The organism is Blastopirellula retiformator (assembly GCF_007859755.1).
GTDB lineage: Bacteria > Planctomycetota > Planctomycetia > Pirellulales > Pirellulaceae > Blastopirellula > Blastopirellula retiformator.
Map to the genome: position 1 here is coordinate 1,601,410 of NZ_SJPF01000001.1, position 24,976 is coordinate 1,626,385.

A 24,976-nucleotide genomic window follows, 5' to 3' on the forward strand; every position below is an offset into this window, starting at 1 on the left:
ATGACCGCCATCTACGCCATCCTGGCGATCGCCGGATTCCTATGGGGAACCATCTGGATGATTCGGGGGTCGCTGCTGCACGGTTGCATGGCGCTATTGATCTGCACGTCGACGTTTGGGGTCCTCTTTTTTGAGTTCAACGCCGGCATCAATCTTTCGATCGATCGGCTGGCCTTGGTTGGCTTGATCGGCGCGTTTCTGGTGCAGTGGAAACTTGGCAAGGTCACGCTGCGCAGCTGGGTGACGGTCGACTACGTGATCGCCGCCTTGATGGCGATCATCTTCATCAACAGTTGCTTCGTGTCATGGAGCGACGAATCGCACGTCATTCAGCATTTTCTCAACGGCTATTTGATTCCGCTGACGATGTACGTGATCGCGCGGAACTTGGACTATACCGAACGATCGGTCCGCCAGATCCTGGTCTTCTTCGTCCTGTTCGGCGTTTATCTTGCGGGAACGGGCGTTTTGGAAGGGGTGGGGCAATACAGCTTTCTTTTCCCTCGCTACATCGCCGATCCCAAGATTGGGCTTCACTTTGGTCGGGCTCGCGGTCCGATGGTGCAGTCGATCAGCTACGGCGTCTATCTGTCGACCTGCATGTTGGCGGTTTGGATCTTGCGAGATCACATCAGCGCCAAGTGGCGCCCCTTGCTGTACGCGATGTTGCCGGTCTTTCTGGCGGCCGTCTTTTTCACCAAGACGCGTACGGTGTGGCTGGGCGCCGGCGGCAGTTTGCTGGTTGTGTTGTGGCTGACGCTGCAAGGTCGCGCTCGCACGCTGGTGATCGGCAGCCTGTTCGCCGTGGCGCTATTGGGCGGCTTGACGAAGCTGGACGGCATCATCGGCCTGAAACGCGAAGGAAGCGTGCAAGATACGCGGCGCTCGGTCAGCATGCGGGCCAGTTTCGCCTACGTTTCGTGGAAGATGTTTTTGGACAAGCCGATCTTCGGACATGGATTTACGCAGTTTAAGGGAGCAAAACTCGATTACCTGGGAGACCGCAGCGTCGACCTGGTGCTCGAATCTATTCGCGATTACGACCATCACAACACCTTCCTGAGCGTGTTGGTCGATCTGGGGATCATTGGGTTCATTCCCTTCATGGCGATCTATTTTTACTGGGCTCGCGATGCCTGGATTCTCGCGCACCGAGCCGAGCCTCCCTGGGCCAGATCAATTGGCGTCCTGTTCCTAGGAGTCATCGTGATCTCTTGGATGCAGATGTTCGGCCATGAGATCACCTACACGCCAATCGACCACTTATTGATCTTCTGCGTCGCCGGAATGGCGATTGGAATCAAACAGCAATTTGAACCGGTGGTCGCCATCGCGCCCCCGGTTTCGACCGTGACCGCTCGCCCTGGGGCGAAGCCGATCGTGATGGAAAGAAGGACAACATGAGCCGCCGCGTGAAATTGTTTGGCGTCGAGATCGACGCGTTGCGAATGCCGGAAGTGGTGAGTCAAATTCGCCGCCAGTTGGATTCGCCCGAGACCAAGACTGAGTACGTGGTGACCCCGAACGTCGACCATGCGGTGATATTGCAGGGAAATCCGGAACTGCAAGCGGCTTATGCCGACGCACGCTGGGTGTTGGCCGATGGCTGGCCGGTCGTCTGGGCGTCGCGCCTGTTGCGGCAACCGCTGCCTGACCGGGTCGCCGGATCGGATCTGGCGCCGGCCCTATTTGCCGACGCGACCGAAGCGAAACCGCTGACGGTCTTCCTGCTGGGCGCTGCGCCCGGAGTGGCGCCGCGAGCGGCGACCGAGATTCAGAAGCGTTGGCCGCACGTGAACGTCTGCGGGACCTACAGTCCGCCGCTCGGTTTCGAGCGGGACGATGCTGAGAACGAGCGGATCGTCGAGATGATCAACGCCGCGGCGCCGCAGTTGTTGATCTTGGGATTGGGGGCGCCGAAGCAAGAGCTGTGGATCGCCCGGCACCATGACCGCCTGCAGGTGAAAGCGGCCGTTTGTGCCGGAGCGACGATCGACTTTCTCGCCGGCGAAAAGCGTCGGGCGCCGCGCTGGATGCAGCGAAGCGGCATCGAGTGGCTCCACCGGATGCTCGTCGACCCGAAGCGTCTGGTTCGCCGCTATGTGCGCGACGCGATCGTCTTTCCGACGCTGGTGTGGCGCGAGTGGCTGCATGTCGGCCCGCCTGAGTCGTCTACGTCGCACTAGCCCACTGTCACACGACAAGTTTCTACGCCATGCTTTTTCCGCGTCTTCGCGGGATAAGCATGTCTTCGGTGAGTATTGAAAAGCGAAAAGCCATGCTCATCCGGCGAAGACGTCGCAAGAGCATGGCTCCAAATAACCGAAGGGTTTAGTGTCGAAGTAGCGTCGCGGACCGACTACTTCGAGCTTATCTCATGCACCATGTCGACTAGCGCGATGGCGTTGTCGACCGGCGTCTGCTGTAGGATGCCGTGGCCCAGGTTGAAGATATGCCCGGGGCGGCCCGCCGCTTGGTCGAGGACGTCCTTTGCGCGGCGGCGGATTTCGAGCGGATCGGCCAATAGCGAGACCGGGTCGAGATTCCCTTGCACGGCGAAGTTCTCGCCAATCGTGTTCCAAGCGTCGGCCAGGCCGATTCGCCAATCGACGCCGACGACCGCCGGGCCGGCTTCGGCCAACAGCGGCAACAGCGCCGGGTTGCCGGTCGCAAAGTTGATGATCGGCGTGCCCGGCGTGATGCCGGCGACGATCTCTTTCATGTGGGGAAGCAAATAGCGGCGATAATCGGCCGGCGATAGGCAGCCTGCCCACGAGTCGAAGATCTGCACGCACTGCGCTCCGGCGGCGATCTGCGCGTTCAGGTAAACGGTGACCGCGCGAACCAGACGTTCCATCAACGCTCGCCACGCATCCGGATCACGGTACATCAGCGTCTTGGTAAACAGGTAGTTGCGGCTGGCGCCCCCTTCGATCGCATAGCTGGCCAGCGTAAACGGCGCTCCGGCGAAACCGATCACCGGGATATGTTCCGGCATGTCGGCGCGGGTCTGCCGAACCGTTTCCATCACGTAGTGCAGCGAGTCGGCGCTTTCCAGCTCTAGCACGCGGTCGATGTCGGCACTTTCGCGGATCGGATTATGGATGACCGGGCCTTCGCCTTGAGCGTATTCCAGGTCGAGACCCATCGGCTCCAAAATCGGCAACAAGTCCGAGAAGATAATCGCCGCGTCGACTCCCAGCTTGTTGACGGCGGTGCACATCACCTCGCTGCAGAGTTGCGGATTCTTGCAGAGTTCCAGGAAGGTGGTCTTGGCCCGCACTTCGCGATACTCGGCCATGTAGCGGCCCGCTTGTCGCATCAGCCAAACCGGCGTTACGTCGGTCGGCTCGCGACGACAGGCTTTCATGAACGGACTGTCGTACCATTTGGCGGTGCGGGGATCGGCCTGGGGCGTGCTGGCGGACAAGACGGCTCTCACTTGTTTTTTGCGAACGAGGATGTCGTGGGACTTCTCGGCCGCCGCAGCGACCAGCGGTCCCATTTTGGGATGGATCGGTTCAATGTCGACCGGCAGGCCGAACTCGCGGAGCCGTTCGCTCATCGTCGGTCCGACCGACGCAATCACGACGGTCCGCATCGCCGCCAGCAGTTCCTCTTTGCGGCGCTGGCGTTCGGCCAGGATCAACAGATGGTTCAGCTGATTGGCCGAGGTGAACATCACGACGTCGACTTCTCCCTGGATGATGCGTTCCAGGTTCTTCGCCAACGGCTGCGTATCAAGCGGCAAGTCCCAGTCGTAGACGTGTACCTGCACCACTTCGGCTCCGCGGGCCTCTAAGCCGGCGATCAAACTAGGATTAGCGACGCCATACTCCTGCAGGCCGATCTTCAGATTGGCGATGGGGAACTGAGCGTCCAGCGTCTGCAGCAGTTCGCGCCAGGTGTTCGGCTCAGGCACGCGGATCGACGGCGTCAGTCCTTCGGCCTTCATCGCCGCCATCGGTTTGGGGCCGCGGACGATGGTGGGAATGTCCGACAGGGCGTCAAGAAATTGCTGGCGATCAACATGCCGCTCGATCGCTTTCATTAGATGTTGAAAGCCGACGCCGGTCATGAAGATCACGGCGTCAATCTGGCCGGTGATAACATGATTGGCGAAATCGATGGCGTCCCGGTTTTCTTCGAGCGGAACTTCCCGCATGGACGGACTGACCAGCGCCTGGCCGCCGAACTTTTCGATCAGCGTCCCCATTTCTTCGCCGCGGCGACTCTCAAACGACGCGACGCGAAGCTGGTTGAAGCTGCTTTTTCCCGATGCCATCAATTCGATTCCCCGCGGTCAAAACCGGAAGCTCAGACGTCCGTAGTCCCTCAATTGTACGGGCAACCGGGCGTTTCGTCGTTGGGGGGAGGGCCGGCCAGCGGTTGGGCGAGGCTTTAGCAGTCCGTTGATTTTCTCGATGGCCTGCGTGATCGCAGGGATCCGCGATGAGCTACGCTCTGAGCCTGGCGAGGTTGAAAAATGCCACGATGGCATTTTTCAACAAGCAGTTAGCGATTCTCGGGGCGAATCAGCAGTTCCGGCTTGTCCAGGAACATGTAGTGCCCATGGTCGGCCGTGACGATCAGGACCGACTCGTCCCAGTTGCTGTTCTCTTCGACCCAATCGGTGATCGCCTTGACGGCCGAGTCGCCGCTGTTGACGGCGCCGATCGACGCATCGAGATTGTTCGAGTGGTTCGCCCAGTCGACGTCCCCCGATTCGACCAGGAGCCAAAAACCCTTGTCGTTCTTCGAGAGGACCTCGATCGCCGCCGTGGTCATATCAGCCAGCATCGGGTTTTCTTTCAGGTCGGCTTCGTCGTATTTGATTCCTTTCTTGGCTACCCCCAAAGCCGGGTGATAGTCCCCTTCGCCCGAGAGAAACGGCAGATGGGCGCCTGCATCGCCGCCGCCGGCAACGCCGAAGAAGCCAAACAGACGCTGTCCCGTCTTGGCCGCTTGGGCCGCAGCCGACGCGAGAACCTGCCGGCCATCTTCGCCGGGGGTGCGCGTCGCGACGATGTACTTGCCGCCGTTTTCGACGTTCAGCTTTTTCAGGTCTTCGTCGGCCAGATACTTGTTGCCGGGCACGAAGTTGTCTCCCTGTCCCTTGTCGCTGGTCGTGTTAACGCCATAGCCGGCGCCGATCAAGACATCGAGTCCGCGGAGCGGCGTCTCTGGGTTGTTTGATGAGGGGAGTCCCAGCAAATCGCGGGTGATGTCCTGATAGTCATTGCGGGAAACGTTGTAGGCGTACGATGCGCCGGGGGTGGCGTGGCTGATCGGCACGCTAGTGACCGCCCCGGCCAAGTACCCTTGTTCCTGGGCCAGGTGCGCCAGCGTTTTGGGGCGTTCGCCATGCGGGCCGACGCCGATCGCCGCGTTATAGGTCTTGATGCCTCCCATCATGCTCGTCGCGCTGCTCGCCGAGTCGGTGTAAGCATGTTTGACGCCATCGTCGGTGCTGGACCGACCGATCAGGTATTCAATATCGGTCGGCATCTGCCATGGAGCGGAACCAGCTTGCGTCACGTCGTAGCCGCCAAACAGTCCACCTCCGGCTGACTTGACGATTTGCTTATTAATGTCGACGTTGGCGCCATCGCAGAACGGGCTTGTCACCATCAAGCCGAACTGGGTCGTGCCGTTGGCCTGGTACTCTTGGAAGTGGGTGCCGACGCCGCGTCCTTCGGTATAAGGGATGCGTTGGGTGTTCCAGATCGCGGCGGCCTGGGTGGTTTGCCAATCCATCCCGTCGAAGACGACCAGAAAGATATTCTTCTTGCCTGCATCGAGCGCCGCTTTCTGCAGATCAAAGAGATTGGTTTGATCCAAGTAATCGGCGGCCGGATTGACGGTCGCTTGGGTCGGCTTGCCGTAGATGCGGCGAAGCTTGTTCTCGCTGCGGTAGGGGCTGTTTTCGCCGGTGTAACTGTTGAGATCGATTCCGTTGGGCTGCCCCTTTGTCCCGAAGGTATAGACTGGGATCAAGCGATTGGAGTGGGACGTCCAGGAACTGTACTTCTTCGGATCCGGTCCCCAGTGCACGGCGTCGCTATGTCCGGTGGTAATGCCTTGTTCTTGCAGTTGGTGTAAGTAGTCGCCGCCCATGGCGGTCGAAACGAGCATACCGAGGATGAACGAGAGCAGTACGGCGAGAATCGTGCGGTCCAATGCGACACCCAGATAGCGGTTAGGGGGAGGACGAAGGTGAGAAGGTAAACTGGAAATTATAGTTACGAAGAGTTTGCCGGAAATCACGCTACCGGACGACTCCCGCGAAAAGGCGAAGAAATGTAGTTCATTTTGTGAGGAAATCGTTTGTTATCCCCGGGCGCCGATCGGTTTTGCGCACCACCGTAGTGGTGGTTCGGCGGCTAGAATATTGCTACGGAAAAAACCGTAGATCTTTCGTCCCCGCCTGCCAGATCGTTGACCGTTCTCGGACATGCCCCTACCATAAGGTCGTAAACAGTCAACGACTTGCGTCGACTCCTTGATTCGCTGTTGCGCGGCACTTTTCCCCTTTTCGCCCCGATATGCAGCTCACATGCTTTTATTGTGGTAACGTCCTGCGAGCCACCGCCGACCAGTTGGGCGGCGAGGTCGTTTGCCCTCACTGTCATAAGGTGGTCCGACTTCCCGAAGCGGAGGCTCTCGCCTCGGACCAGCCGCATCAAGAAGGCGCCCTGTTCCACTCTTGGCTCAATGATGGGATCTCGGGGTTCGTCTCCTTCATCATCCATGCCGGGCTGTTGATTCTGTTCGCCTCGGTTACCTGCAACTTCCAGTCTTCGACGACGGGAGATGGGGTCGACGTGATGATCGGCGACATGCCGGAAGTCAGTCTGGACGACTCCGGCGGTGAGACGCTTGATACGGTCGCCGCCGCCAGCGAAGTGACCGAAGCGGTCGAGATGGACGAACTGCTGAACGAGGTCGCTCCTCCCAGCGCCGAGCCGACCGACATCGGCGAACTAATCGACACGGCGGCCTTGACCCCCAGCGGAGCGATGGGAGGGGGCATCGGTTCGTTGTCGACCGTTGGCGGCGGAGGTAGCGGCGTTGGCGCCGGCGCCTCGTTCATGGGACTACGCGCGGCAGGTCGACGGTTCTGCATCATCGCCGACTGTTCGGGTTCGATGTCAGGCGCCAAGCTCGACTATGTGAAGGAAGAGATTCTGGAAACGGTCGGCAGCTTGCCGCGTGACGCGCAGTTCCAGGTCGTCTTTTTTCAATCGCAGGCCGTTCCGTTTCCGCAAACGGGATGGCGTCATCCCAAACGAGATTTCAACGCGTTGTCCGAATGGTTGAAGACGGTCGGACCGCAAGGTGGCACCAATCCGGAACCGGCGTTTGAGATCGCCATGGGGTACTCACAACGGCCCGATGCGATCTTTTTTATGACCGACGGAATGTTTGATGCGAACGTCGTCGATCAAGTCCGACGACTCAACAGTCAGGGAAATGCGAAGGTCAAGATTCATGCGATCTCCTTCATGGACCGCACGGCCGAACCGCTGATGCGCAAAATCGCCGGTGATTCAGGAGGGGAGTATCGCCATGTTCAAGCGTTCTAGCGCACCTCGATTGCTGGCGCTGGCGATCGTCTCGCTGGGGATGAGCTTTGCGGCGACCCCCGCGTGGGCCGATCGCATCATCCTCCGCAACCTGGAGATCCTCAACAACGTTAACGTCCTCTCCTTTGACGAAGACGGCGTCAACGTGGAAGGGGAGGGGACCATCGGCTGGGATGCGATCGAACGGGGAACCGTCGATGGCAAACAGACCGAGTTCGACAAATTCTTAAAGGATCTCGGCGGGTCGTTGTTTCGTTTGCGCCAACGTCTGAGCGTTGGCGACTACAGCGGACTCGCGGAACAGGCCGAGGCGCTCTTTCCGATTTACGCCAAACGGGCAAGCGAAACCGCCTATCTCGTTTGCCTAGCGACCATGTGGAGCCGACAGGCCAGCGGTCGCCCTGGGGCAGCGCTGGAAGCCTATTTCCGCACTTTGAAGATGTTGCGAAGTAAAGCGGGATTGGCCGCTTCGCTGCCGGGTTCGCGGAAGCTGACCTTCGACGTCGGTACCGGTCTGTCGCCGGAGCTTGAGCCGGTCTTCTTTGACGCCGAGGAAGCGAAGGCGACCTTGCCTGCGGCGAAGACTGCCGCTCAGGAGCTACAGACCCCGCTACCGCAGGCGGCGTTCGTGTACGTCGGTTCGCTGGCGGTCTCCGCCGGCGACATGCAACTGGCCGAAAAGTCCTTCAGCAACATTCGCACCGACCAAGCGCTGGTCTCCGATTGGCGCGTGATCGCACCGGCGCTGCAGGAATTGGCCCGCGGCGAAAATGACCAGGTGATCCTACAACTCGAAGCCCGCGTGCCGGGGATGCATCCATTCAATCGCAGCATTGCCCACTATTTGTTGGGGAAGGCCCGGACCGACGACGCCGTACGCTCGGCGGTCGACCGGGGGGTGCTCGACTTTTTGTACATCCCGGCGGTCGAAGGAACGCAGCGGCCCGAACTGTCGGCGGCCGCGCTGTATGGCGCGATGACCGCCTTGCAGAAAGCAGGCGATCGCCGGCAAGCGGCGGCCTTGCGGAAAGAAATCTTGGCGAACTACAGCGGCGCCTTTTTTGGACAGAAGTTACGAGACCAGCTCAATCGCGGCGAAGACCACTGAGGAATAACCATGAGACGCACCATCGGAGCCCGCGCCATTTTGGCGTACGTTTTCGTCTTAATCGCCGGCGTATACGGCATGACGCTGCTGGCCCAAGATAGTCCGCCGCCGGCCGACGATACGTTGTCGATCGAAGAGACGATCGAAACGCCAGTCGAAGAAGAGTCGACGCCGCAGCGGACGCTGCTTGATACGCTGATGGATGGCGGCGTGGTCGGCGCTTTGATCGGCATCTTGTCGATTGTGGCGGTCGGTTTCATCGTCGAGCACTTTTTGACGATTCGCAAAGATGTGCTCATGCCAGAGGATATCGCCGTCAATCTGGGCGAGCTAGTCGAAGAAGGTCGCATCGACGAAGCGATTGAAGTTTGTCAGCATCCCGGCAGCCGCAGTTTGTTGGCTTACGTTGTGGAAGCGGGCCTGGCGCGGTATCGCAGTTCGGAGTTCGGTTTCGCCGAGTACAAAGCGGCCGTCGAAGAGGCGGGCGAAGAGCAGACCGGCCAGCTGTATCGCAAGATCGAGGTGCTGGGCCTGATTGGCCAGATCGCGCCGATGCTGGGGCTGACCGGTACGGTGCTCGGAATGATCAACGCGTTCAACACGATCGCCGCCACCGACGGCGCTCCGAAACCGGCTGAACTGGCCGAGGCGATCGGCCAGGCGCTGGTCACCACGTTGTTGGGGCTGGTGGTGGCGATTCCGGCGATGGTCGCGTACAGCTTTTTTGGCAATCGGATCGACTCGCTCGTTTCCGAAGCCGGCAAACGGGTCGAGCAGATTCTGACGCCGCTCGGTCGTCGCCGCTAACAGGAGGCGATCGCCGTGAGACTTTGCAAGAGTCGCAATCGTCATTTGCCCGAGATGAACATCACGCCGATGATCGACGTGACGTTTCTGTTGTTGATCTTTTTCGTCACCGTGACGCAAGTCTCGCAGGTCAACCGCGAGCAGTTGCAGTTGCCCAAACAGGCGGGCGAAAAGGATCAAGAACGCTCGACGCTGACGATCAATATCAACCGCCCTGGCCAGATGACGGTCGCGGGCGCGGTCGTCGACCGGGCCGACCTGGCGGCGATGGTCGCCGCCGAATTGGAGAAAGCGGGAGGGGATCCGCGTCAGGTCAAAATCTTGGTCCGCATGGATCAAGGCGCCGAAACGCGGGCGATCAACCAATTGGTCGACCAGTTTGAACAGTTTGACGTAAAAGTCGTAGAACTCGCCGTCGAAACGCCGAATTAGGGGGACGTCACGTGAAACTCAGCGCCCATCGCATGACGCGCAACAAGAAGGTCGACCTCAACATGACGAGCATGATCGACGTCGTGTTCCTGCTGTTGATCTTCTTTATCGTGACCGCCAGCTTTACGCCCACCGAACGCTTGTTGGACATCGCCGTACAATCGGCCAATCCGTCGGCCGCTCAGGCCAGCGACTTTGATCCGGCGATCGTCGAGGTTACGAACCTGGGAGACGACTTTGGCTACAAGCTGGGTAGTCGCACGTTTACGACCCAGGAAGAATTGGAAGAAGTCCTAATCGCGTTTCCCGACAAGTCTTCGCCGGCAGTCGTACGTGGCCAGGATGAGGCCCCTTATGGAATGGTTTCCGCCGCGATTCAAGCGTGCAAGAATGCAGGTTTTCACGGAGTTCGTTATCAACCGCTCACCGGCAAGTAGTCGATCCACTCTATTCTTCGCGATGGCGGCCGCGTTGCTGTCGGCGTCGTGGGCCGCTGCGCAGTCGTACGACAATCGCCCTCGCGAAGTGTTGGCCCAAGAGTTCAAGCAGGTCGACGAGTATCTGTCGCGGCTCGGGATGACCGAACAACGAATCTTGCTCAGCGAAGCGTACGTCGAAAAGCCAATTGATGAACCGACCCGCCGCAAGACGCTTCGCAGGCTGGCCGATCTTTACGCGGCTCGCCTGATGGAAGTGAGCGGCGACGATGATAAATTCGGTTCGTATCGCCGCCGCGTGCAGCGGCTGGTCGAAAAATATCCGGCCGCCAACGCACCGTCTCTGCAAGTGATGCTGATGCAGGCCGACTACCAACGGGCCGAAGCCTCCGCGTCGGAGTGGATCGCCGATCCGTCGAAGTCGGAAGCTCGCCAGACCGCCTCGGCGATCCTGAAGGTCATCGCACCGCAGCTGACCGCCGCCGCCAAGCAACTTCGCCAAGATATTTCGCGCGGCTTCGAGGAAGTCGATCGCATGCCGAGCGGCCCCAGCGCCGAAGCCCGCGAACGGGAGATCCGGGCGCTGGAGGGCGTTGCTGGTCGAGCCTCTTACTTCGCCGCCTGGGCCAATTACTATCAGGCGGTCATCGATGGCGATCCGCAGTCGCCGGCGGTTCCCGAAGGAATGAAGCTGTTTCGGGAATTGCTGGGCATCGAAGGCGCCAACTACGCTGGGGTCGATCCGCTGCAGTTGGGGCTAACGGTCGAGTGGCGGGCTCGAGCGCTGATCGGGCTCGGCCTATCCGAAGCGCTAATCGACAATATCGCCGCCAGTCGCCGCCTGTTTGAGATCTTGCGGCAAAGCGACGCTTCGCCGCAGATCATCGATCAGTCGGACTATTGGTTCATTCGCGGTTTGTTGAACGCGAGGAAATATGACGAGGCCCTGACCGAATCGAAACGCCTGGTCGGCAACTTCCAAGGGGATGGCAGCGAAGGCAAGATTAGCCTTTGCGCATTGGTCGCGCAGGTCGGGTTCCACCCGCCGGAAGGAGCGCCTGCCGACAAATTAGAACAGCTAGGGCTGGTCGGCATCGTCGGCCTGGCCAAGTTGGGCCGCACCGGCGCCGCGATTCAGTTGCTGGCCGAGAACCAGATTGACGTGACCGGCGATCCTGGCTTTTACTTGCTGTGGCTGGAAGGTCAACGCAAGTTCGCCGCCGCCGAAGAGTCGAAGGAGGAGCGGGAATACAAAGAAGCGAAAGTATTGCTGACCAAAGCGGTCGCCAATCCGGTCACGAGCGACGCCGTGGCGCTGGCCGAATGTCAATACGTATTGGGCTGGTGCTGTTATCGCTTGAAGCAGTTCGCCGAAGCGAGCGCTGCGTTTCGTCAGGCGATCGCCGGGCTGAAGCTGACTAATCCGAAAAAGGCGGTCGAGAGCGCGTGGCTGGCCTTCGTTTCGCTGCAGTCGCTGGCGAAAGAAGATCCTCGCTTCGCCGCCGCGGCGATCGATGTGCTGGAAGATTTGAAGCGTGATTTCCCTGATAGCTCGTACGCTAAGAAGGCGGACCTGTTGATCGCTCGCTTGCAGCAGTCGCGCGGTTCATTGATTGATTCGATCCAGCAACTGTCCAGGATTGCGCCGGACGATCCTAACTACCTTGCCGCGCAATACGATCTGTGCGTGATGCTTCGGCAACAGATTGATCAGACCGCCGACAAAGGACAGAAGAGCGACTACGCCCAGCAACTGTTGACCGCGGCGAATGTGCTCAACAGCAAGTTGGGAAGCAACTCGTCGCAGACCGACCGTTCGCGCGCCTTGCGGACGATGCTGATGACGGTCGATTTGGCGAGCCAAGGTTTGTTGAAGGCGGAAGCGGCCGACAGCGGAATCCGTCGCGCGGCCGATCTGGCGGCGCAATTGCCGGCTTCGGATGGGGCCGTTGCCGAGTACCATCATCGCGCTCTACTGCTGGCTCAGCAGAAGACGCAAGAAGATCAAATCCTGGAGCATGCCGATTGGATTTTGGCGAACGCTCCCAACTCCTCCTACGCTACCTCGGCGCTAGTAGTGCGGGCGCTCGACATCGATCGGCGGATTCAAGCGAACTCGACGCCAGAGCTGCGAACTGAAGCGTTTGAGATCTATCGCCAACTTTCGCAGCGGCTTGGATATGCGCCGCAAACGCTGCGAGAGAAGAAGAACGCCCGCATCGCCGCCAGCAAGTTTGCCGAGTACGCGGAACTAATTGGCCGGCGAGCCGATGCAGCCGTCGTAATATCTGCATTGGCCGAAGCGTTCCCGGACAATCGAACTTACTTGCAACAAGCGGGCCGAGCGTCGTTTGAAGCCGGTAAGGTAGAAATCGCCCTAGAACATTGGCGAAAGCTGCTTTTAGGGCTCGATCGCGGCTCTTCCGAGTGGTTCGAGGCAAAGTCTTACCAATTGGCCTGTCTTGCCAAAACCGACCCAGATGGCGCCCGTAAGGTGCTGAAGCAATTCAAGTTGCTGTATCCCGTAGGCGGTCCGCCCCCTTGGCGTGATAAGATAAAGGCTGTGGAACAGGAACTAGCCGCTACGAAGTAAAAATTGTCACCGCTCGTTGCTCTTGTATGTCGTCTGATCAACCACCAACGTCAGATCCCGCCGCGGCTCGCGTCAACGAGTTTCTCGGTCGGGCTACGTCGTTTATGGCGATCTACGGCGCCTCCGATCCATCGCGACTGGGGCAACTGGCGATCATCGCCGATCATCTCGGGCTGACCAATCAAGAATACCAGTCGGCGCTGCAGCGATTGCGTGAGCCGCATGCAATCACGCCCAATCCGCGGGTCAGTACGCTGCCGACGACGATGCCTAGCGGAGACCCGTCGCAATCGCCGGCCGACGAATCTGGTTCGCGCTGGGCGATGAGCGCCTCGGATCCGCTGAAGGAATCGTTCTTGCAGCAGGCGAAGCTGTTGCTGGCTAACACGAGCGCCGACACGCCGGCCAACTTACGGAAGCTGGCCGCCAAATTGGGCGTCGACGACGATCAACTGGAACGTTGGCTGGAAGAGATCTATGGCCCGCTAGTCGTCGCCGAGCCCGTTTATCCCGACCAGGAAGAAACGACAGAGGAGCCGAAAGAGCAGGGGCCGCCGAAGATCGCCCGCAAGGCGCCACAGGAGATGTACTCCGACTATCTCGATCTGGCGCTGACGGCGATTTCTTCCGGTAGGATTAACGAGCGTCGCGAAACCAAGCTGATCGCCGAAGGAGTCGAGAAGCTGGGGCTGTCGCCGGTCTTGGCTCGCGACATGTTGTACGCCGCTGCAGCAGATCGCGATTACGTGATGCTCTCGCAGCTAAAAGTCGAAGAGCCGGCGTCACCGGTTGTCGATGAGCGGAGCGAACAGACGATCGCCGCGTTCCAGCAACGGGCCGGTACCATCATCGCCAGCCAGGGAGGCGTCAGCTCGGTCTGCCGAGCGATGATCGCCGATGCGGCGGCTGAGTTTGGACTGACCACGGAAGAAAAAGAAAAAGCGCTGGCCGCCTTGCAGCGACAGGACGAGTCGCGACTGTTCGATCCGCTGGAAGAGCGAATCGAAGCGTTCCGTCGCTTCGCCGCCCTCAAATTGAAGAAGACCGAAAGTCAAATCGTCGGCGACCTGCTAACCAAGCAACTGATCCAGATCGGCATCGACCTGCACGGCTTGCCCGAAGAGACCGCCGCGGCGACCGCTCGCGAGGTGATCGCCGCCTCGGGTCTGCGCGTGGTGACGCTCGATCAGGCGATCGCCCACTTGCTGTCGATTGTCGACGACCTGTTGGCCGACGAAGGCTTTATTTCGATCGAGAATCGCAAACGTCTGCTGGCCGAGGCGCGGCAGTGGGGCGTCTCGCGAGCCGAAGCGGGCCGCATCATCGAAGAGCATATCGCCAAGATTGAGCAGAAAGCGACGCGGCGGCGACGGCGGATCTTTGCGTCGGTAATGATGTCGGTGCTGACCCTGTTCGGCGGACTGGCGGCCATTTACTGGGGCAAGCCGGAGTGGGCCGATTTCGGTCAAGGTTCCGGCGAAACGGCCGGCGAGTTGGCCAACAATCCGGGGCTCGCCAGCGAAGAGGCCGAGGGCTTTCACCGGCTCGACTGGTGGAGCGAGCCGCTGATGACCGAATTTGTTTTCTTGCGGACGCGGCGTACCGATCTGCAGCCGGCGACCGCCGCGATCGCTAAGAACGACCCCGAGCAGCGCAGCAAAGGGTACGTTGAGTTCACCACAAAGATGGTAAATGACCTGACTCAGGAAACCGACCCGAAACATGCCGAGCAAATCCGCTCGATCGTTCGCCGGTTGGCCATTGAGGAGCCGGACGACGCCGCTTACCAGGCCCTGACCCAGGGATTGATCAAACGGATTCCGGCCAAGCAGGCCAAGATTGTTCCTTCGGGCCGCTTCGCTCAGTCGTTCGCCGCGTTGTCGCTGTTGGTCGATGCCGCCGCTCAAAACGAGCTGGCGGTCGTTCGTCGTGAAGGGATCATTCAGCAGTTGGAAGATCGTCTGGGCGTGGTGACCGTCCCCTCGTCCGATCTGGCCGCCGTCTTTGCGGATGAATTGGCTCGGAACCAATACCGGTCGCTACTAGAGCTGGCCGAGACCGACGCCGATAAAGCGAAGCAAGTCCATCTCCAACTGCAGCCTGTCGTGCGAGCGAACGTCAACAAGTTGCTGGCTAGCAACCTGGATGGCGACGCTCTGTTGGCGATCTTGCCCCGAATTCGACAGGATTTGAATCGGTATCGCTCGGTCTTGGATCAGCAGATCAGCCAACGGAACCTTTCGGTGATGTTGCGGTTGATTGAATTACTGGAGTCAGGCGAAGCGAGCCCCCACATCACCAATCAGTTGCAACGCATGCTTGCTCGCGCGATCAACGTGAAGACCGATCAGATGCAGCCGACCGACGCCGCGATTGTGATGAGAAATGCGCTGGCCGGGCTTGCGGGGCAAGGGGACGTCGGTGAAATGGCTCGCTTCTTCGTTGGCCAAGCGCAGAAAATCGGGATCACCGACCGTGAGTTTGGTTCGCCCGACGAATGGTTGAACGAATCGGTCGATTTCGCGCGGATTTCGGCACTGGGCGCCGCGGCGGCGCAAAAGGAATCGGGCCGCCGGCTCTTCCAGTCCCTTTCCAGCGACGTGCCGGAGAAAATCAAGGCTTCTGGCGCGATCTCACGACGGGCGCCGACCAAAGACCGGATGAAGCGGATTCAGGAAGGTATTCGGCAACTTAGTCGCGCCAATGACGCCCGTCGCCGGATCATGGCGTACGAAAACCTGGCGACGCTTGTCCGCGGTAGCGATGATCTCGACTACTTTCACGCCGAGCGGCTGGTCGATTACCTGTTGGATAAGAAGTTGGCCGACGAGCATGATGCGATCGTGCGGCGCGTCAACGAGTTCCGCTATAGTTCGATGTTGCGACTCGCCCTTTCCGATCATCTGGAAGGGACGGTGATGCCGCTGTCCGAGTTGCAGCGGATGGTGAGCGAGATCATCGGCCGCCAGGTGATCCTGAACGACAAGCTGACCTGGAAAGAAGACCTGCGGCGGATCTTGCTGTCCGACGCGCTGCCGATGTTGGACGCCGAGGAAAACGCCGCCGGCGAAGATGTCTCGGGTGACGTCTTAGAGCAAGCCGCGGCTGGCCTGCTTGACTACTATTTGATTCAAGCCGAAATCGCCGGTCTGTCGTACGAGCAGCGGATGGCGCTGCGGACGCCGTCCGAAGCGTTGACGGCGATCATCCAACTGCAGACAGAACAACTCGGCGCAGCCAAGCTATCGCCCGAACTCCAGGCCCAGCTAGAAGAAGCCGTGCTGCAGACGCGGGTCGTGCCGCTGGTTGCCCGCAATGATCTGGCGAAAACGGTCGCCCTGCAGCGTATTTGGCTCGAGCTGGCGGCGATCGACGCGGTTCGCGCTCAACCCAATTCACGCCTGGCGACTGAACAACTGATCGCCAAGCTCCGCGAGATCGATCGCGGATCGCACAACATCTTCCAGCAGCTTCGCAACGGCGAGGCGGCGCTGGTCCGCATGCAGCTGATCCGGATGGAGGCGTAACCCACCATGCGAATGACGCTCTTCATCTTGCTGGTTTGCTCGCTTGGCGTATCGCGCGCGGGTGCGGCGGTCGTGCTGTTGCGGGGCGATGCCGACCCGGTGGCCGGTTACGTCGAGGGTCGCTCTGGCGGGATGCTGCGGCTTCGCATTCCGCAAAGCGGTGGGCAAAGCGTGACGCGCGAGATTCCCCTTTCGGACGTGGAGGATGTGCTGGAGACCGTCTCGCCGACGCGGCTCGCTGAACTGCGTCCCGATGACCCCAACGGCTATCGCAACTATGCCGAAGAGCTGGCGCAAAAGAAGGTCGATCCAGAAGCCCGAGAGACGGCGCTGCGGCTGTTCCTGATCGCGGCCCGGCTCGATTCGGCGCGACTCGGAAAGAGTTCGTTATTGGGGATGACCGCGATCGCGCGGTCGGCTGAAGAGGGGAACCGTTTTCAGGCGATGGCCTATTTGCTCGACCCAGAGCATGACGCGCAGCTGATTCAGAAGCGGCACGCCGTTCAGTTGGCCAGTCCCGAGCGACTGGATGAGTGGACCGATCTCATCATCACCGGCCTGCGGAAGCTGCGCGGCGGCGACTATCGATCGGCGCGAGCGATTTTAAAGAAGCCCGATATCGCGAAGTCATTCGACAGCATCGTCGCCGAGATTACCTACGAAGAGGCTCTTGCGGTTCTCAATAAGACCTGCCCTGGCTGCGAAGGGGGGCGGATTCCGCTGCCGATGATGCGGAAGATGGTGCTGGCCGAACTGGCGCTGTTGCCCGAGACGCATGACTCCAGCGATACCGAAAGCGTGCCGGAGTGGTCCGAACTGACCGCGACCGAAAACCACAAGCCGCTTACGGCGCTGACGCTGGAGACGATTACCGAGTTCGATCCGCGCAACTCGGTCTTTCGCCAGGGGAAGTGGGAAACGCCTTAGGCAACTCTAACTGCCTGTTGAAAAATGCCCTCGTGGCATTTTCCAACCTCGCCAGGCTCAAAGCATCGCTCTTCGCGGCTCGCAAAATAACGACTTACGTCGCTATTTTGGGATCGCATCCCTGCGATCCAGCAACCCGTTGAGAAAATCAACGGACTGCTAAGCGTTTCGCCCAGCGGTCGGCGTCTTGCCATGCTCAAGCAGGAACTTGAGCTCCGGCTCAATCTCGGCGAAGACCGAATTCAACGTTCGCAGGGCGGTCGGTCCTTCGCCAAAGTTTTCTTCCGTGCCGAGCGTCTCTAGACGGAGCGCCGCTTGTTGACCTTCGGCGGCGGCGAAGTAACCGAACGATCCCTTCAGCGAATGGGCGTTGCGGCGGAGACGCGGGCCATCGTGGGCTTCGATCGCTTCTTCGATCTCACCCAAAATGCGGCGAACATCGGTCAGAAAGACGTCGACCATCGCCTGAAGTAGCGACTCGTCGCCGCCGACGTTGGCCAGCGCCGCTTCCCAATCGACCTTGGGGACGCCATCGATGGCCGGGGCCGGCGCTTCCGCAACTTGCGGCGTCGCTTCGACGGCAGACGGCGGCGCGGTGGGGATGCTGGTCGCCAGCGCTTCATCGATCGCGTCGTACAGCGCTTGGGCGTTGATCGGCTTGGTGACGTAGCCATCCATGCCGGCGTCCAGGCAGCGTTCGCGATCACCTTTCATCGCGTGGGCGGTCATGGCGATGATCGGGATGTGCCCGCCGCTCTCTTTTTCCAGGTTGCGGATCTCGCCGGTCGCCGCCATGCCATCAAGGACCGGCATCTGCACGTCCATCAGGATCAGTTCATAGCCACCTTCGCGAAACGCCGAGACCGCCTGGCGACCATCGCTGACGACGGTCACCATGTGCCCGCGCTTTTCGAGCAAGAGGACCGCTAGCTTCTGGTTGACCAGGTTGTCTTCGGCCAACAAGATGCGACGTCCCCACGAGCCGAGCTTCGGCTCGAGGCTGGCGCCGTTGGGGGCGAGATCGCCGGCGGCGTTGTGCCCCATCACGTCCATCAGCGCGTCAAAGAGATCGGATTGCTTGATCGGTTTGGAGAGGATCGAATCGACGCGCGTTCGCCGCGGATCGTACGGCTCTTGATCGAACGAACCAGTCGTCAGCAAGATCGTCTTGGCGGCGCCCCCTGCCGGGACGTCGTTTTGGATCCGCTCCAGCAGTTCGGTGCCTTCCATTACCGGCATTTGCTGATCGACGATTACGACCTGAAAGTCTGGCGGCGTCTGGTCTTCGGCGTACAGCGAAAGCGCCTCGACGGCGCCGCTGACCACCGTTGGGTACATGCCCCAGTTGGCGAGCATCTCGGCGATGATTTCGCCGCAGGTGTCGTTGTCATCGACAACCAACACGTTGAGTTGACGACAATCGTCCGGCGGTACATGTCGCTGGTCGTAGCTGTTGGCGTCGAGTCCCAGTTGGGCGGTGAAATGGAACTGCGAGCCGGCGTCGATCTGACTTTCGACCCAGATCCGGCCATGCATCAGTTCGGTCAATCGCGAACAGATCGACAGCCCCAATCCCGTCCCGCCGAACTTGCGGGTGGTGGTGCCGTCGGCTTGCTCGAACGCGGCGAAGATCTTTCGCAGCGACGCTTCTGGAATGCCGATGCCGGTATCCGAAACGGAAAAGTGGAGCAGGGCGTCGGTCTCGGTCAACTGGTCGACTTCGACCCGCACGACGATCTCGCCATGTTCGGTAAACTTGATCGCGTTGCCGACCAGGTTGACCAGGATCTGTCGCAAACGTCCCGGATCGCCGATCATCCGCCAAGGAACGTCGGGACGGACATGGGCGACCAGTTCCAATCCCTTACCATGGGCGCGAAAGGCGAGCGTCTTCATCAGGTCGCCCAGATTTTCCCGGAGCTGAAACGGGATCGATTCGATCTCCATCTTGCCCGCTTCGATCTTTGAGAAGTCGAGGATGTCGTTGATCACCGAGACCAGGCAGTCGGCCGAGGTCTTGATCATCTGCAGGTACTCGCGCTGTTGCCCGTTTAGGTCGGTTTCGAGCAGCAGCTCGGTCATGCCGATGATGCCGTTCATGGGGGTGCGGATCTCGTGGCTCATGTTGGCCAGAAATTGCCCCTTGGCGCGATTGGCGGCGTCGGCCGATTCTTTTTGCGATTGGATGACGTCTTTGGCGATCGCCAACAGGTGCGACTGCGCCTGGATCAACATGTGCACCGACAGGACGCGAAACGTGCCGTCGCTGCGGCGCACCGCCAACGGTTCGTATGCGGCGTCACGCGGTCGGCTAAGGGCGGCGCGGGCCGCCTCGTGAATGCTGGCGTCAGCGGCGACTTCCAAGTGGGCGATGTTCATCGACTCGTAGAGAACGCGGACCGGCCGCTGCGAGTAGAGATCACGCGAGAAGAGCCGGCTCATGTACTCCAAGAACTTCTCGCGCGAGATCAGCCCCAGCAGTTGATCATCAATCATGATCAACACGCCCGGCAGATCATGCCGCTTGTCGAAGATCTCTTCGACCTCTTTACCGAAGGTCGATGCATCGACCGAAGCGTGGTGGGCCGGCAACTGATCTAGCGTCGCGTCGCTACGCAGCTTGTTCAGCTCGGCGTAGATCGTCTTGTCGTCGTGCTGCGTCATCGATCGGCCCCTGGTGATTCGGCAATCGCCGTGGTTCGCTAAACGCTGTGGTTCGCTAAACGCCGGCGACCGACGCGGCGTGTCGTTTGACCATGTTGATCGTCGTTCCTTCGTCGTCGAACGTCGCTTCGTCCATAAAGGCTTGCATCAGCACCAGGCCGCGATTGCCCAGCTTGTCGAGCGCCTGGGGATCGTTCGGTTCCGGAATCGACCCAACGTCGATGCTTGGTCCTTCGTGACGAATTACGAACGAGCCTTCTTCGCGGCAGAGCGAAGCTTGAACGTGCAGCACACGCGATGCGTACGGCTCGTTGGCGCGACGTTCTTCGACCAGGGCGATCGCTTCGGGTTGGTCAAGCTGCAGCGCTTCGAGCTGATCGAGATCAAGCTCGAGGTTGCCGCGATAGTAGGCGCTGAACAGGGCGCCTTCGAGCGCCATGCCAAGGCGAACCTGATTGCTCGCCTCGCACAGCCCCATGCTGCCGGCGATCTGCTGCAGCATTTCGACCAGACGCTCGCACAGCAGCGGATCGCTGTTCAGACGAAACTCGAAATCGGCCTTGGTCATCGCCTGGGTCAAACGTTCGTAATTGCGCTCGGCGGCGCACATCGCCCGCACCTGCTGCACGGTTGAGACGAGCCGTTCGGCCAGGTGGGTTTTCGGCACATAACATGCGGCGCCTTGTTGCAGCGCTTCGACCGCCAGCGCTTCGCTGCCATGCGCGGTGGTCAGCACGACTGGGATGTGAGGGTAGATCGATTGCATGCGGTTGACCAGTTCTAGCCCGTTCATCTCGGGCATGTTCAGATCGGTCACCACGACGTCGACTTCTTCAGAAACTTGCTGTAGCAATTCGAGGGCCGCCATGCCGTGGGTCGCTTTGGCAATTTTATTTTGCGGGTCCTTCTTCAGGATTCCTTCTAGTAGGACCAAATCGACCGGGGTGTCGTCGACGATCAAGACGGTCGGCATCGGGAAAGTCTCCTCAGAAATTGGCGCCAAGTTGGCGAAAAATTTTTTCCAATTCGGCGGCGGAAATGGATGCCGCAAGCACGCTTGCCGGCGGCGCAAGTGCTTCTGCCGATCCCTCTTTATAGAAAGCGGATGTTAAAGAACGGCGTAGATCGGGCGGGAAATCTTCGCGCTTTTTGGGGGGCGGGGCAGGGCGAAAATGGGCCCGATGATTCGAGTCGGGTTGACTTTGACGCCGGACTCGCAACAATGCGTAGCCCGATCGCAATATTCGCCAAATTGGTCTCCAGCAGACCGCTGAATTTTGCCGATCTGGGAACTTGTCTTCTCACCAAAACCTAGCGGCGACGGTGAAGTAGACTAGAATTAGAAAAGAAGCCTTCGGTGCATTTTCCGGCAGAGGGACCAATTTTTTGCGAGGGCCGGATTCAGCAACGGCTAGTGCAAGTGCACGCCAGAGTCTCGCCCGTCTCGCAGCGACTCCACTCGTCGCAACTTGACCGAAGGTTTTCTTATACATGAGAGCCGCCGTGCTGCTTGCAGCCGGCGGTTTTTTTATGACCTACAGTTGTATTGGCGGCGGCCGATGGGTCGCCCTCCTCATCCCAGGCGCAGTTTTCGCGTCGGCAGCGAAGAGAGTTCCAATGCATCAAGCTTACGTACTGGTCATCCTGGCGATCTGTTTTGCCGCTGGCAGCGTTCTGGCCCAGATCTGCATCCACTGACCAGCCGCTACTACCGCGAATATCCGAACCGCTCTTCGGTCCACGGATCGCCATGGTTGTGATAGCCCCCACGCTCCCAGAAGCCCGGCTTATCGGCGGCGACCACCTCAATACCGCGGATCCACTTGGCGCTCTTCCAGGCGTACAGTCGCGGAACCATCCCCCGCACCGGTCCGCCGTGCGCGTCGTTGATCGGCATCTCGTCGTGCGTATCGGCCAGCAGTGCGTCTTCGGCCAGAAAGTCCACCAGCGGCAGATTGGTCGTCCAACCGTTGTCATAGGCGTGACAAACGACGTATTTCGCTTCCGGCTGAATGCCGGCCAGGTCTAGCAGCGTACGGGTCGAGACTCCTTCCCAAACGTTGCTCAGACGCGACCAGCGGGTCACGCAATGGAAATCGGCGAAGACTTTGCACCGCGGCAGCGCCTGAAATCGATCCCAGTTGAGATTCACTTCCTTTTCGACCAGGCCGAAGATCTTCAGCCGCCAATCCTCGGTCTCGATCGTCGGCACATGCGACGCATGCAAGATCGGCCACTTCCGCGTGCGGGCCTGACCCGGAGGAATCCGCTCAGCCCGATGGGTGTCGGGGCTGATGATGATCCCTTCTTCGGTAATGTCTTCCGGCTTCAGCGGTTCGCCAGACTGGTACTTTGCGTGGTCGTGTTCAGATTCAAACATGCTGCTATCAGGGAAAGAAAAACGAAGCTACCGCGCAACGTTTGAATTGTATCGCCGTTGGGGAAATCGACCAATGTTCCGGCCTGGAAGATGGGAGCCTTAAACTACCACTTACTCCACCGTCCGCCGCTTCGCCCACAACAGCAGCAGCCAAACGCCCACAAAGCTAAGCGTACAGCCCAGCACCAGCAGCGGTCGCCGCACGTCAAACCGCTCCGACGCTTCGCCGCTGAAATTGAGAAAGACTCCGACCGCCAGAAAGATTCCCCACGCCGACAGTGCGGCCAGGATGATCCACATCAGCTTTTTCGAGCCAGGCGCACGTTGCAAACGCGGCGGCTTGTCGCTCGCAGGCGGAGAATCAGTAGTCGGTTGTTCCATAATAGGCCTCGGCCGCAAGTCCCGTTTCGTCCTGCACCATCTTCACGATCCGGTCGACTTCCGCGTCGCTGATCGGGCCGACGAAATCTTCAGCCGGCCGCCGGGCGACGGTGTAGATTTGAATCAGCTTCAGCGTGCCGCCGGCTGCGGTGACGTCACGCAGACGGCCACAATAGGCGGCCAGCTCTTCGTCGCTGGGGCCGACGCCGTTGACCTTCATGAACAACGTCTGAATCACCAGCGGGCGAACTTGGGCCGCCGCGGTCAGATTGTCGAGAATCCGCTGGTACGGGATCTTAGTCCGCTCGATCAACTGATAGTACGCTTCGGTCCCGGCGTCGAGCTTCGCCCAGATTTCGCCGTTGTTGGCGTCCAGGACTTCCAGTCCCTTCTTTACGACGTCGCGATGGAACATCGACGCATTGGTGATCAGCACCATTTTGACGTCGTCCATGCCGTGCTGACGCTTGATTTCGGCGGTGCGGCCGACCAGTTCGTCAAAGTTGCGATAGGTGGTCGGTTCGCCGTCGCCGCTGAAGGCGATGTCGTTGACGCGGCGCAGATGGGCCGGCGTCTCAGCGAACTTGGGGGTGCGCCAGATGTCGCCGCTGGCGGCAAGACTCAGCATTTCGTCGACTTCGCGAAAGTAGCGGTCGGTCTCGACGAACCGCGTTTCGCTTTCCTCACGACGATTGACCTGACAGTAAATGCAATCAAAGTTGCAGATTTTGTCAGGGTTCAGATTGACGCCGACCGATAGCCCGCGACTGCGTCGTGAGAGTACCGGATAGACGAATTTGTTTTCGTCAAAACTGCGCTGATGCAGCGTGTGCAGTCGATGGGTCGTCATGCAAGCTAATGTTAGTCGACAGGCGACGTCGCATTGCTGACCTTCGTGGGGCCAGTCGGCGCGACCAGGGTATTGGTTGGGACAGGCCCCAACACGTTCTCTCCCATGTTATCACGCATTGCCGACAATGTGCGGCGCATCACTTCCAGATCTTCTTCCGGAATGCCGACAATCGCCCGGGCACGGACCGAGAGAGCGCAGTTGACCATCTGTTCCCAGACGGGACGAACCTTGTCGGTCGCCCGGATGATCTTCTTGCGGCGATCGCAGGGGTCGGTCTCGCGGGTGATCCAGCCATCCCGCTCCATGCGGTCAATCACGCCGACCAATGTCGGGGCTTCGATCCGCATTTGCTCGGCGAGCTCGCTTTGGGTGATCTCGCCATGATACGAGAGCCAGGCGAGGACCTCCCATTGGCGGTAGGTGATGCCGTGCGTCGAGAGCTCCTCGTTCATGGCGCGCGAAAGCATATGGCCGGTCGAGAAAATCCAGTACCCGACGCTCTTTTCAAAGTCAAAACGGATCATGACAGACAGACTCCTAGCGAATTCCCCAGTCGGTGTATTCTAGCGAATAGAAAGTAGGATGAGAACAATCAGAATTACGAGCCCAGCGCCTCCTGCAGGCAATAGTCAAATAACAGCCGCCATTCCTCGGCAGCGGTTTGAACTAAGATCTCTTGATTGTCGCTACGGCCTCGAGCGACAGCTTCGCAGCCGTCGACCATCGCCATCGGGTCCCAATCGCTGCCCGAGGCGAGAAACCGAGTTGCCGCATCCAATTCTCCGCCAGAAGCGATCTCCGCCGCACGTGCAGCAAGATCATGCATGATCGGGTGATGACCTACACGGCGAAACCAATACTTCGCGTTCCCGTAGTCAGGTTCACGGCGGTGCATAATGCCATGCCAATAACTGCCGGTAATCGACGAAAGGTTTTGGCTAATCTCGTGAGATTCATCCAAATAGTTGTAAAGCAGCCAAATTCCCGAGAGGCATGCGTCTGCCATCTCGCGACTGCGGATTGACCGGCCCCCCGACAGATCGTCGTGGCTTAGGCGAGAAAGTTGGTCACGAACCTCACGAACCGGCGTGCCTGGTCCCAGGGGACAAGGGGGCGCCGCTTGAATCAGGTTCGCAATCGCGTCGGGGTACGAAGTCAGCATTATTTGATGCGTAGCTGTTCGGTGAAAAATTTTGGCGTTTTATCTATACTACTGTTTTTTTCGCCGTTCCGGAAACCCTACCCAGCGGTGGGCGGCGGTGATAAACTAAAGTCCTTTCG

The 24,976-nt window shown here is 59.7% G+C and carries 19 protein-coding genes; 10 read left to right on the forward strand and 9 right to left on the reverse strand.

Annotation, left to right across the window (positions count from 1 at the left end; translation table 11 throughout):
• Positions 1 to 1,404: an O-antigen ligase family protein gene (locus Enr8_RS06695; protein WP_146429797.1), complete on the forward strand. Its 1,404-nt coding sequence runs from the start codon at positions 1 to 3 to the stop codon at positions 1,402 to 1,404.
• Positions 1,401 to 2,186 (forward strand): WecB/TagA/CpsF family glycosyltransferase, encoded by a 786-nt coding sequence (locus Enr8_RS06700; RefSeq protein WP_146429798.1) that lies wholly within the window; start codon positions 1,401 to 1,403, stop codon positions 2,184 to 2,186. Before Enr8_RS06695 ends, Enr8_RS06700 begins: the two co-directional genes overlap by 4 nt.
• 173 nt (positions 2,187 to 2,359) lie before the next feature.
• Here the strand turns inward: Enr8_RS06700 and hemE are convergent, their stop codons facing one another.
• A complete protein-coding gene (gene hemE / locus Enr8_RS06705; protein ID WP_146429799.1) occupies positions 2,360 to 4,285 on the reverse strand; it encodes a uroporphyrinogen decarboxylase in 1,926 nt (641 codons plus the stop codon).
• A gap of 230 nt (positions 4,286 to 4,515) precedes the next feature.
• Entirely contained in the window at positions 4,516 to 6,180 is a 1,665-nt protein-coding gene (locus tag Enr8_RS06710; RefSeq protein ID WP_246119963.1) for an alkaline phosphatase, read from the reverse strand.
• A gap of 365 nt (positions 6,181 to 6,545) precedes the next feature.
• Between Enr8_RS06710 and Enr8_RS06715 the strand changes: the two genes are divergently transcribed.
• The 8 genes from Enr8_RS06715 to Enr8_RS06750 are packed head-to-tail and all read left to right on the forward strand — an operon-like array spanning position 6,546 to position 17,417.
• On the forward strand, positions 6,546 to 7,586 hold the full coding sequence (locus Enr8_RS06715) for a vWA domain-containing protein (protein WP_146429800.1): 1,041 nt from the start codon (positions 6,546 to 6,548) through the stop codon (positions 7,584 to 7,586).
• Positions 7,570 to 8,694, forward strand: coding sequence for a hypothetical protein (locus Enr8_RS06720; protein WP_146429801.1), 1,125 nt, complete (start codon positions 7,570 to 7,572; stop codon positions 8,692 to 8,694). The genes Enr8_RS06715 and Enr8_RS06720 overlap by 17 nt, the downstream gene beginning before the upstream one ends.
• 9 nt (positions 8,695 to 8,703) lie before the next feature.
• Positions 8,704 to 9,501, forward strand: a complete 798-nt coding sequence (locus Enr8_RS06725) for a MotA/TolQ/ExbB proton channel family protein (protein WP_146429802.1) — start codon at positions 8,704 to 8,706, stop codon at positions 9,499 to 9,501.
• A 15-nt stretch (positions 9,502 to 9,516) separates the two neighbouring features.
• The gene (locus Enr8_RS06730) at positions 9,517 to 9,933 is read left to right on the forward strand and encodes an ExbD/TolR family protein (protein WP_146429803.1); all 417 of its coding nucleotides are present in this window, start codon (positions 9,517 to 9,519) and stop codon (positions 9,931 to 9,933) included.
• Between the two features lie 11 nt (positions 9,934 to 9,944).
• Entirely contained in the window at positions 9,945 to 10,370 is a 426-nt protein-coding gene (locus tag Enr8_RS06735) for an ExbD/TolR family protein (RefSeq protein WP_186767475.1), read from the forward strand.
• Positions 10,371 to 10,392: 22 nt separating this feature from the next.
• Complete coding sequence (locus tag Enr8_RS06740) at positions 10,393 to 12,963, forward strand: outer membrane protein assembly factor BamD (RefSeq protein ID WP_146429805.1); 2,571 nt, start codon at positions 10,393 to 10,395, stop codon at positions 12,961 to 12,963.
• A gap of 26 nt (positions 12,964 to 12,989) precedes the next feature.
• Positions 12,990 to 16,490 (forward strand): hypothetical protein, encoded by a 3,501-nt coding sequence (locus Enr8_RS06745; protein ID WP_146429806.1) that lies wholly within the window; start codon positions 12,990 to 12,992, stop codon positions 16,488 to 16,490.
• Positions 16,491 to 16,496: 6 nt separating this feature from the next.
• A complete protein-coding gene (locus Enr8_RS06750) occupies positions 16,497 to 17,417 on the forward strand; it encodes a hypothetical protein (RefSeq protein ID WP_146429807.1) in 921 nt (306 codons plus the stop codon).
• Positions 17,418 to 17,576: 159 nt separating this feature from the next.
• Here the strand turns inward: Enr8_RS06750 and Enr8_RS06755 are convergent, their stop codons facing one another.
• From Enr8_RS06755 to Enr8_RS06785, 7 genes are all read right to left on the reverse strand, one after another.
• Complete coding sequence (locus tag Enr8_RS06755) at positions 17,577 to 20,081, reverse strand: response regulator (protein WP_146429808.1); 2,505 nt, start codon at positions 20,079 to 20,081, stop codon at positions 17,577 to 17,579.
• Between the two features lie 55 nt (positions 20,082 to 20,136).
• The gene (locus tag Enr8_RS06760; protein ID WP_146429809.1) at positions 20,137 to 21,054 is read right to left on the reverse strand and encodes an ATP-binding response regulator; all 918 of its coding nucleotides are present in this window, start codon (positions 21,052 to 21,054) and stop codon (positions 20,137 to 20,139) included.
• Between the two features lie 735 nt (positions 21,055 to 21,789).
• On the reverse strand, positions 21,790 to 22,461 hold the full coding sequence (locus Enr8_RS06765) for a sulfite oxidase-like oxidoreductase (protein WP_146429810.1): 672 nt from the start codon (positions 22,459 to 22,461) through the stop codon (positions 21,790 to 21,792).
• A gap of 111 nt (positions 22,462 to 22,572) precedes the next feature.
• The gene (locus tag Enr8_RS06770) at positions 22,573 to 22,842 is read right to left on the reverse strand and encodes a hypothetical protein (protein ID WP_146429811.1); all 270 of its coding nucleotides are present in this window, start codon (positions 22,840 to 22,842) and stop codon (positions 22,573 to 22,575) included.
• The gene (locus Enr8_RS06775; protein WP_146429812.1) at positions 22,823 to 23,692 is read right to left on the reverse strand and encodes a radical SAM protein; all 870 of its coding nucleotides are present in this window, start codon (positions 23,690 to 23,692) and stop codon (positions 22,823 to 22,825) included. The genes Enr8_RS06770 and Enr8_RS06775 overlap by 20 nt, the downstream gene beginning before the upstream one ends.
• Before the next feature lie 11 nt (positions 23,693 to 23,703).
• Positions 23,704 to 24,219, reverse strand: a complete 516-nt coding sequence (locus Enr8_RS06780; protein WP_146429813.1) for a MarR family winged helix-turn-helix transcriptional regulator — start codon at positions 24,217 to 24,219, stop codon at positions 23,704 to 23,706.
• Between the two features lie 74 nt (positions 24,220 to 24,293).
• On the reverse strand, positions 24,294 to 24,857 hold the full coding sequence (locus Enr8_RS06785; protein ID WP_146429814.1) for a hypothetical protein: 564 nt from the start codon (positions 24,855 to 24,857) through the stop codon (positions 24,294 to 24,296).
• Positions 24,858 to 24,976 lie beyond the last annotated feature (119 nt).

Coding starts and splice junctions, on each gene's coding strand:
- Enr8_RS06775 (WP_146429812.1), bottom strand. CDS start 23,692: ATGACGACCCATCGACTGCACACGCTGCATCAGCGCAGTTTTGACGAA.
- hemE (WP_146429799.1), bottom strand. CDS start 4,285: ATGGCATCGGGAAAAAGCAGCTTCAACCAGCTTCGCGTCGCGTCGTTT.
- Enr8_RS06700 (WP_146429798.1), top strand. CDS start 1,401: ATGAGCCGCCGCGTGAAATTGTTTGGCGTCGAGATCGACGCGTTGCGA.
- Enr8_RS06720 (WP_146429801.1), top strand. CDS start 7,570: ATGTTCAAGCGTTCTAGCGCACCTCGATTGCTGGCGCTGGCGATCGTC.
- Enr8_RS06715 (WP_146429800.1), top strand. CDS start 6,546: ATGCAGCTCACATGCTTTTATTGTGGTAACGTCCTGCGAGCCACCGCC.
- Enr8_RS06725 (WP_146429802.1), top strand. CDS start 8,704: ATGAGACGCACCATCGGAGCCCGCGCCATTTTGGCGTACGTTTTCGTC.
- Enr8_RS06750 (WP_146429807.1), top strand. CDS start 16,497: ATGCGAATGACGCTCTTCATCTTGCTGGTTTGCTCGCTTGGCGTATCG.
- Enr8_RS06780 (WP_146429813.1), bottom strand. CDS start 24,219: ATGATCCGTTTTGACTTTGAAAAGAGCGTCGGGTACTGGATTTTCTCG.
- Enr8_RS06755 (WP_146429808.1), bottom strand. CDS start 20,081: ATGACGCAGCACGACGACAAGACGATCTACGCCGAGCTGAACAAGCTG.
- Enr8_RS06770 (WP_146429811.1), bottom strand. CDS start 22,842: ATGGAACAACCGACTACTGATTCTCCGCCTGCGAGCGACAAGCCGCCG.
- Enr8_RS06740 (WP_146429805.1), top strand. CDS start 10,393: ATGGCGGCCGCGTTGCTGTCGGCGTCGTGGGCCGCTGCGCAGTCGTAC.
- Enr8_RS06760 (WP_146429809.1), bottom strand. CDS start 21,054: ATGCCGACCGTCTTGATCGTCGACGACACCCCGGTCGATTTGGTCCTA.
- Enr8_RS06785 (WP_146429814.1), bottom strand. CDS start 24,857: ATGCTGACTTCGTACCCCGACGCGATTGCGAACCTGATTCAAGCGGCG.
- Enr8_RS06695 (WP_146429797.1), top strand. CDS start 1: ATGACCGCCATCTACGCCATCCTGGCGATCGCCGGATTCCTATGGGGA.
- Enr8_RS06745 (WP_146429806.1), top strand. CDS start 12,990: ATGTCGTCTGATCAACCACCAACGTCAGATCCCGCCGCGGCTCGCGTC.
- Enr8_RS06765 (WP_146429810.1), bottom strand. CDS start 22,461: ATGTTTGAATCTGAACACGACCACGCAAAGTACCAGTCTGGCGAACCG.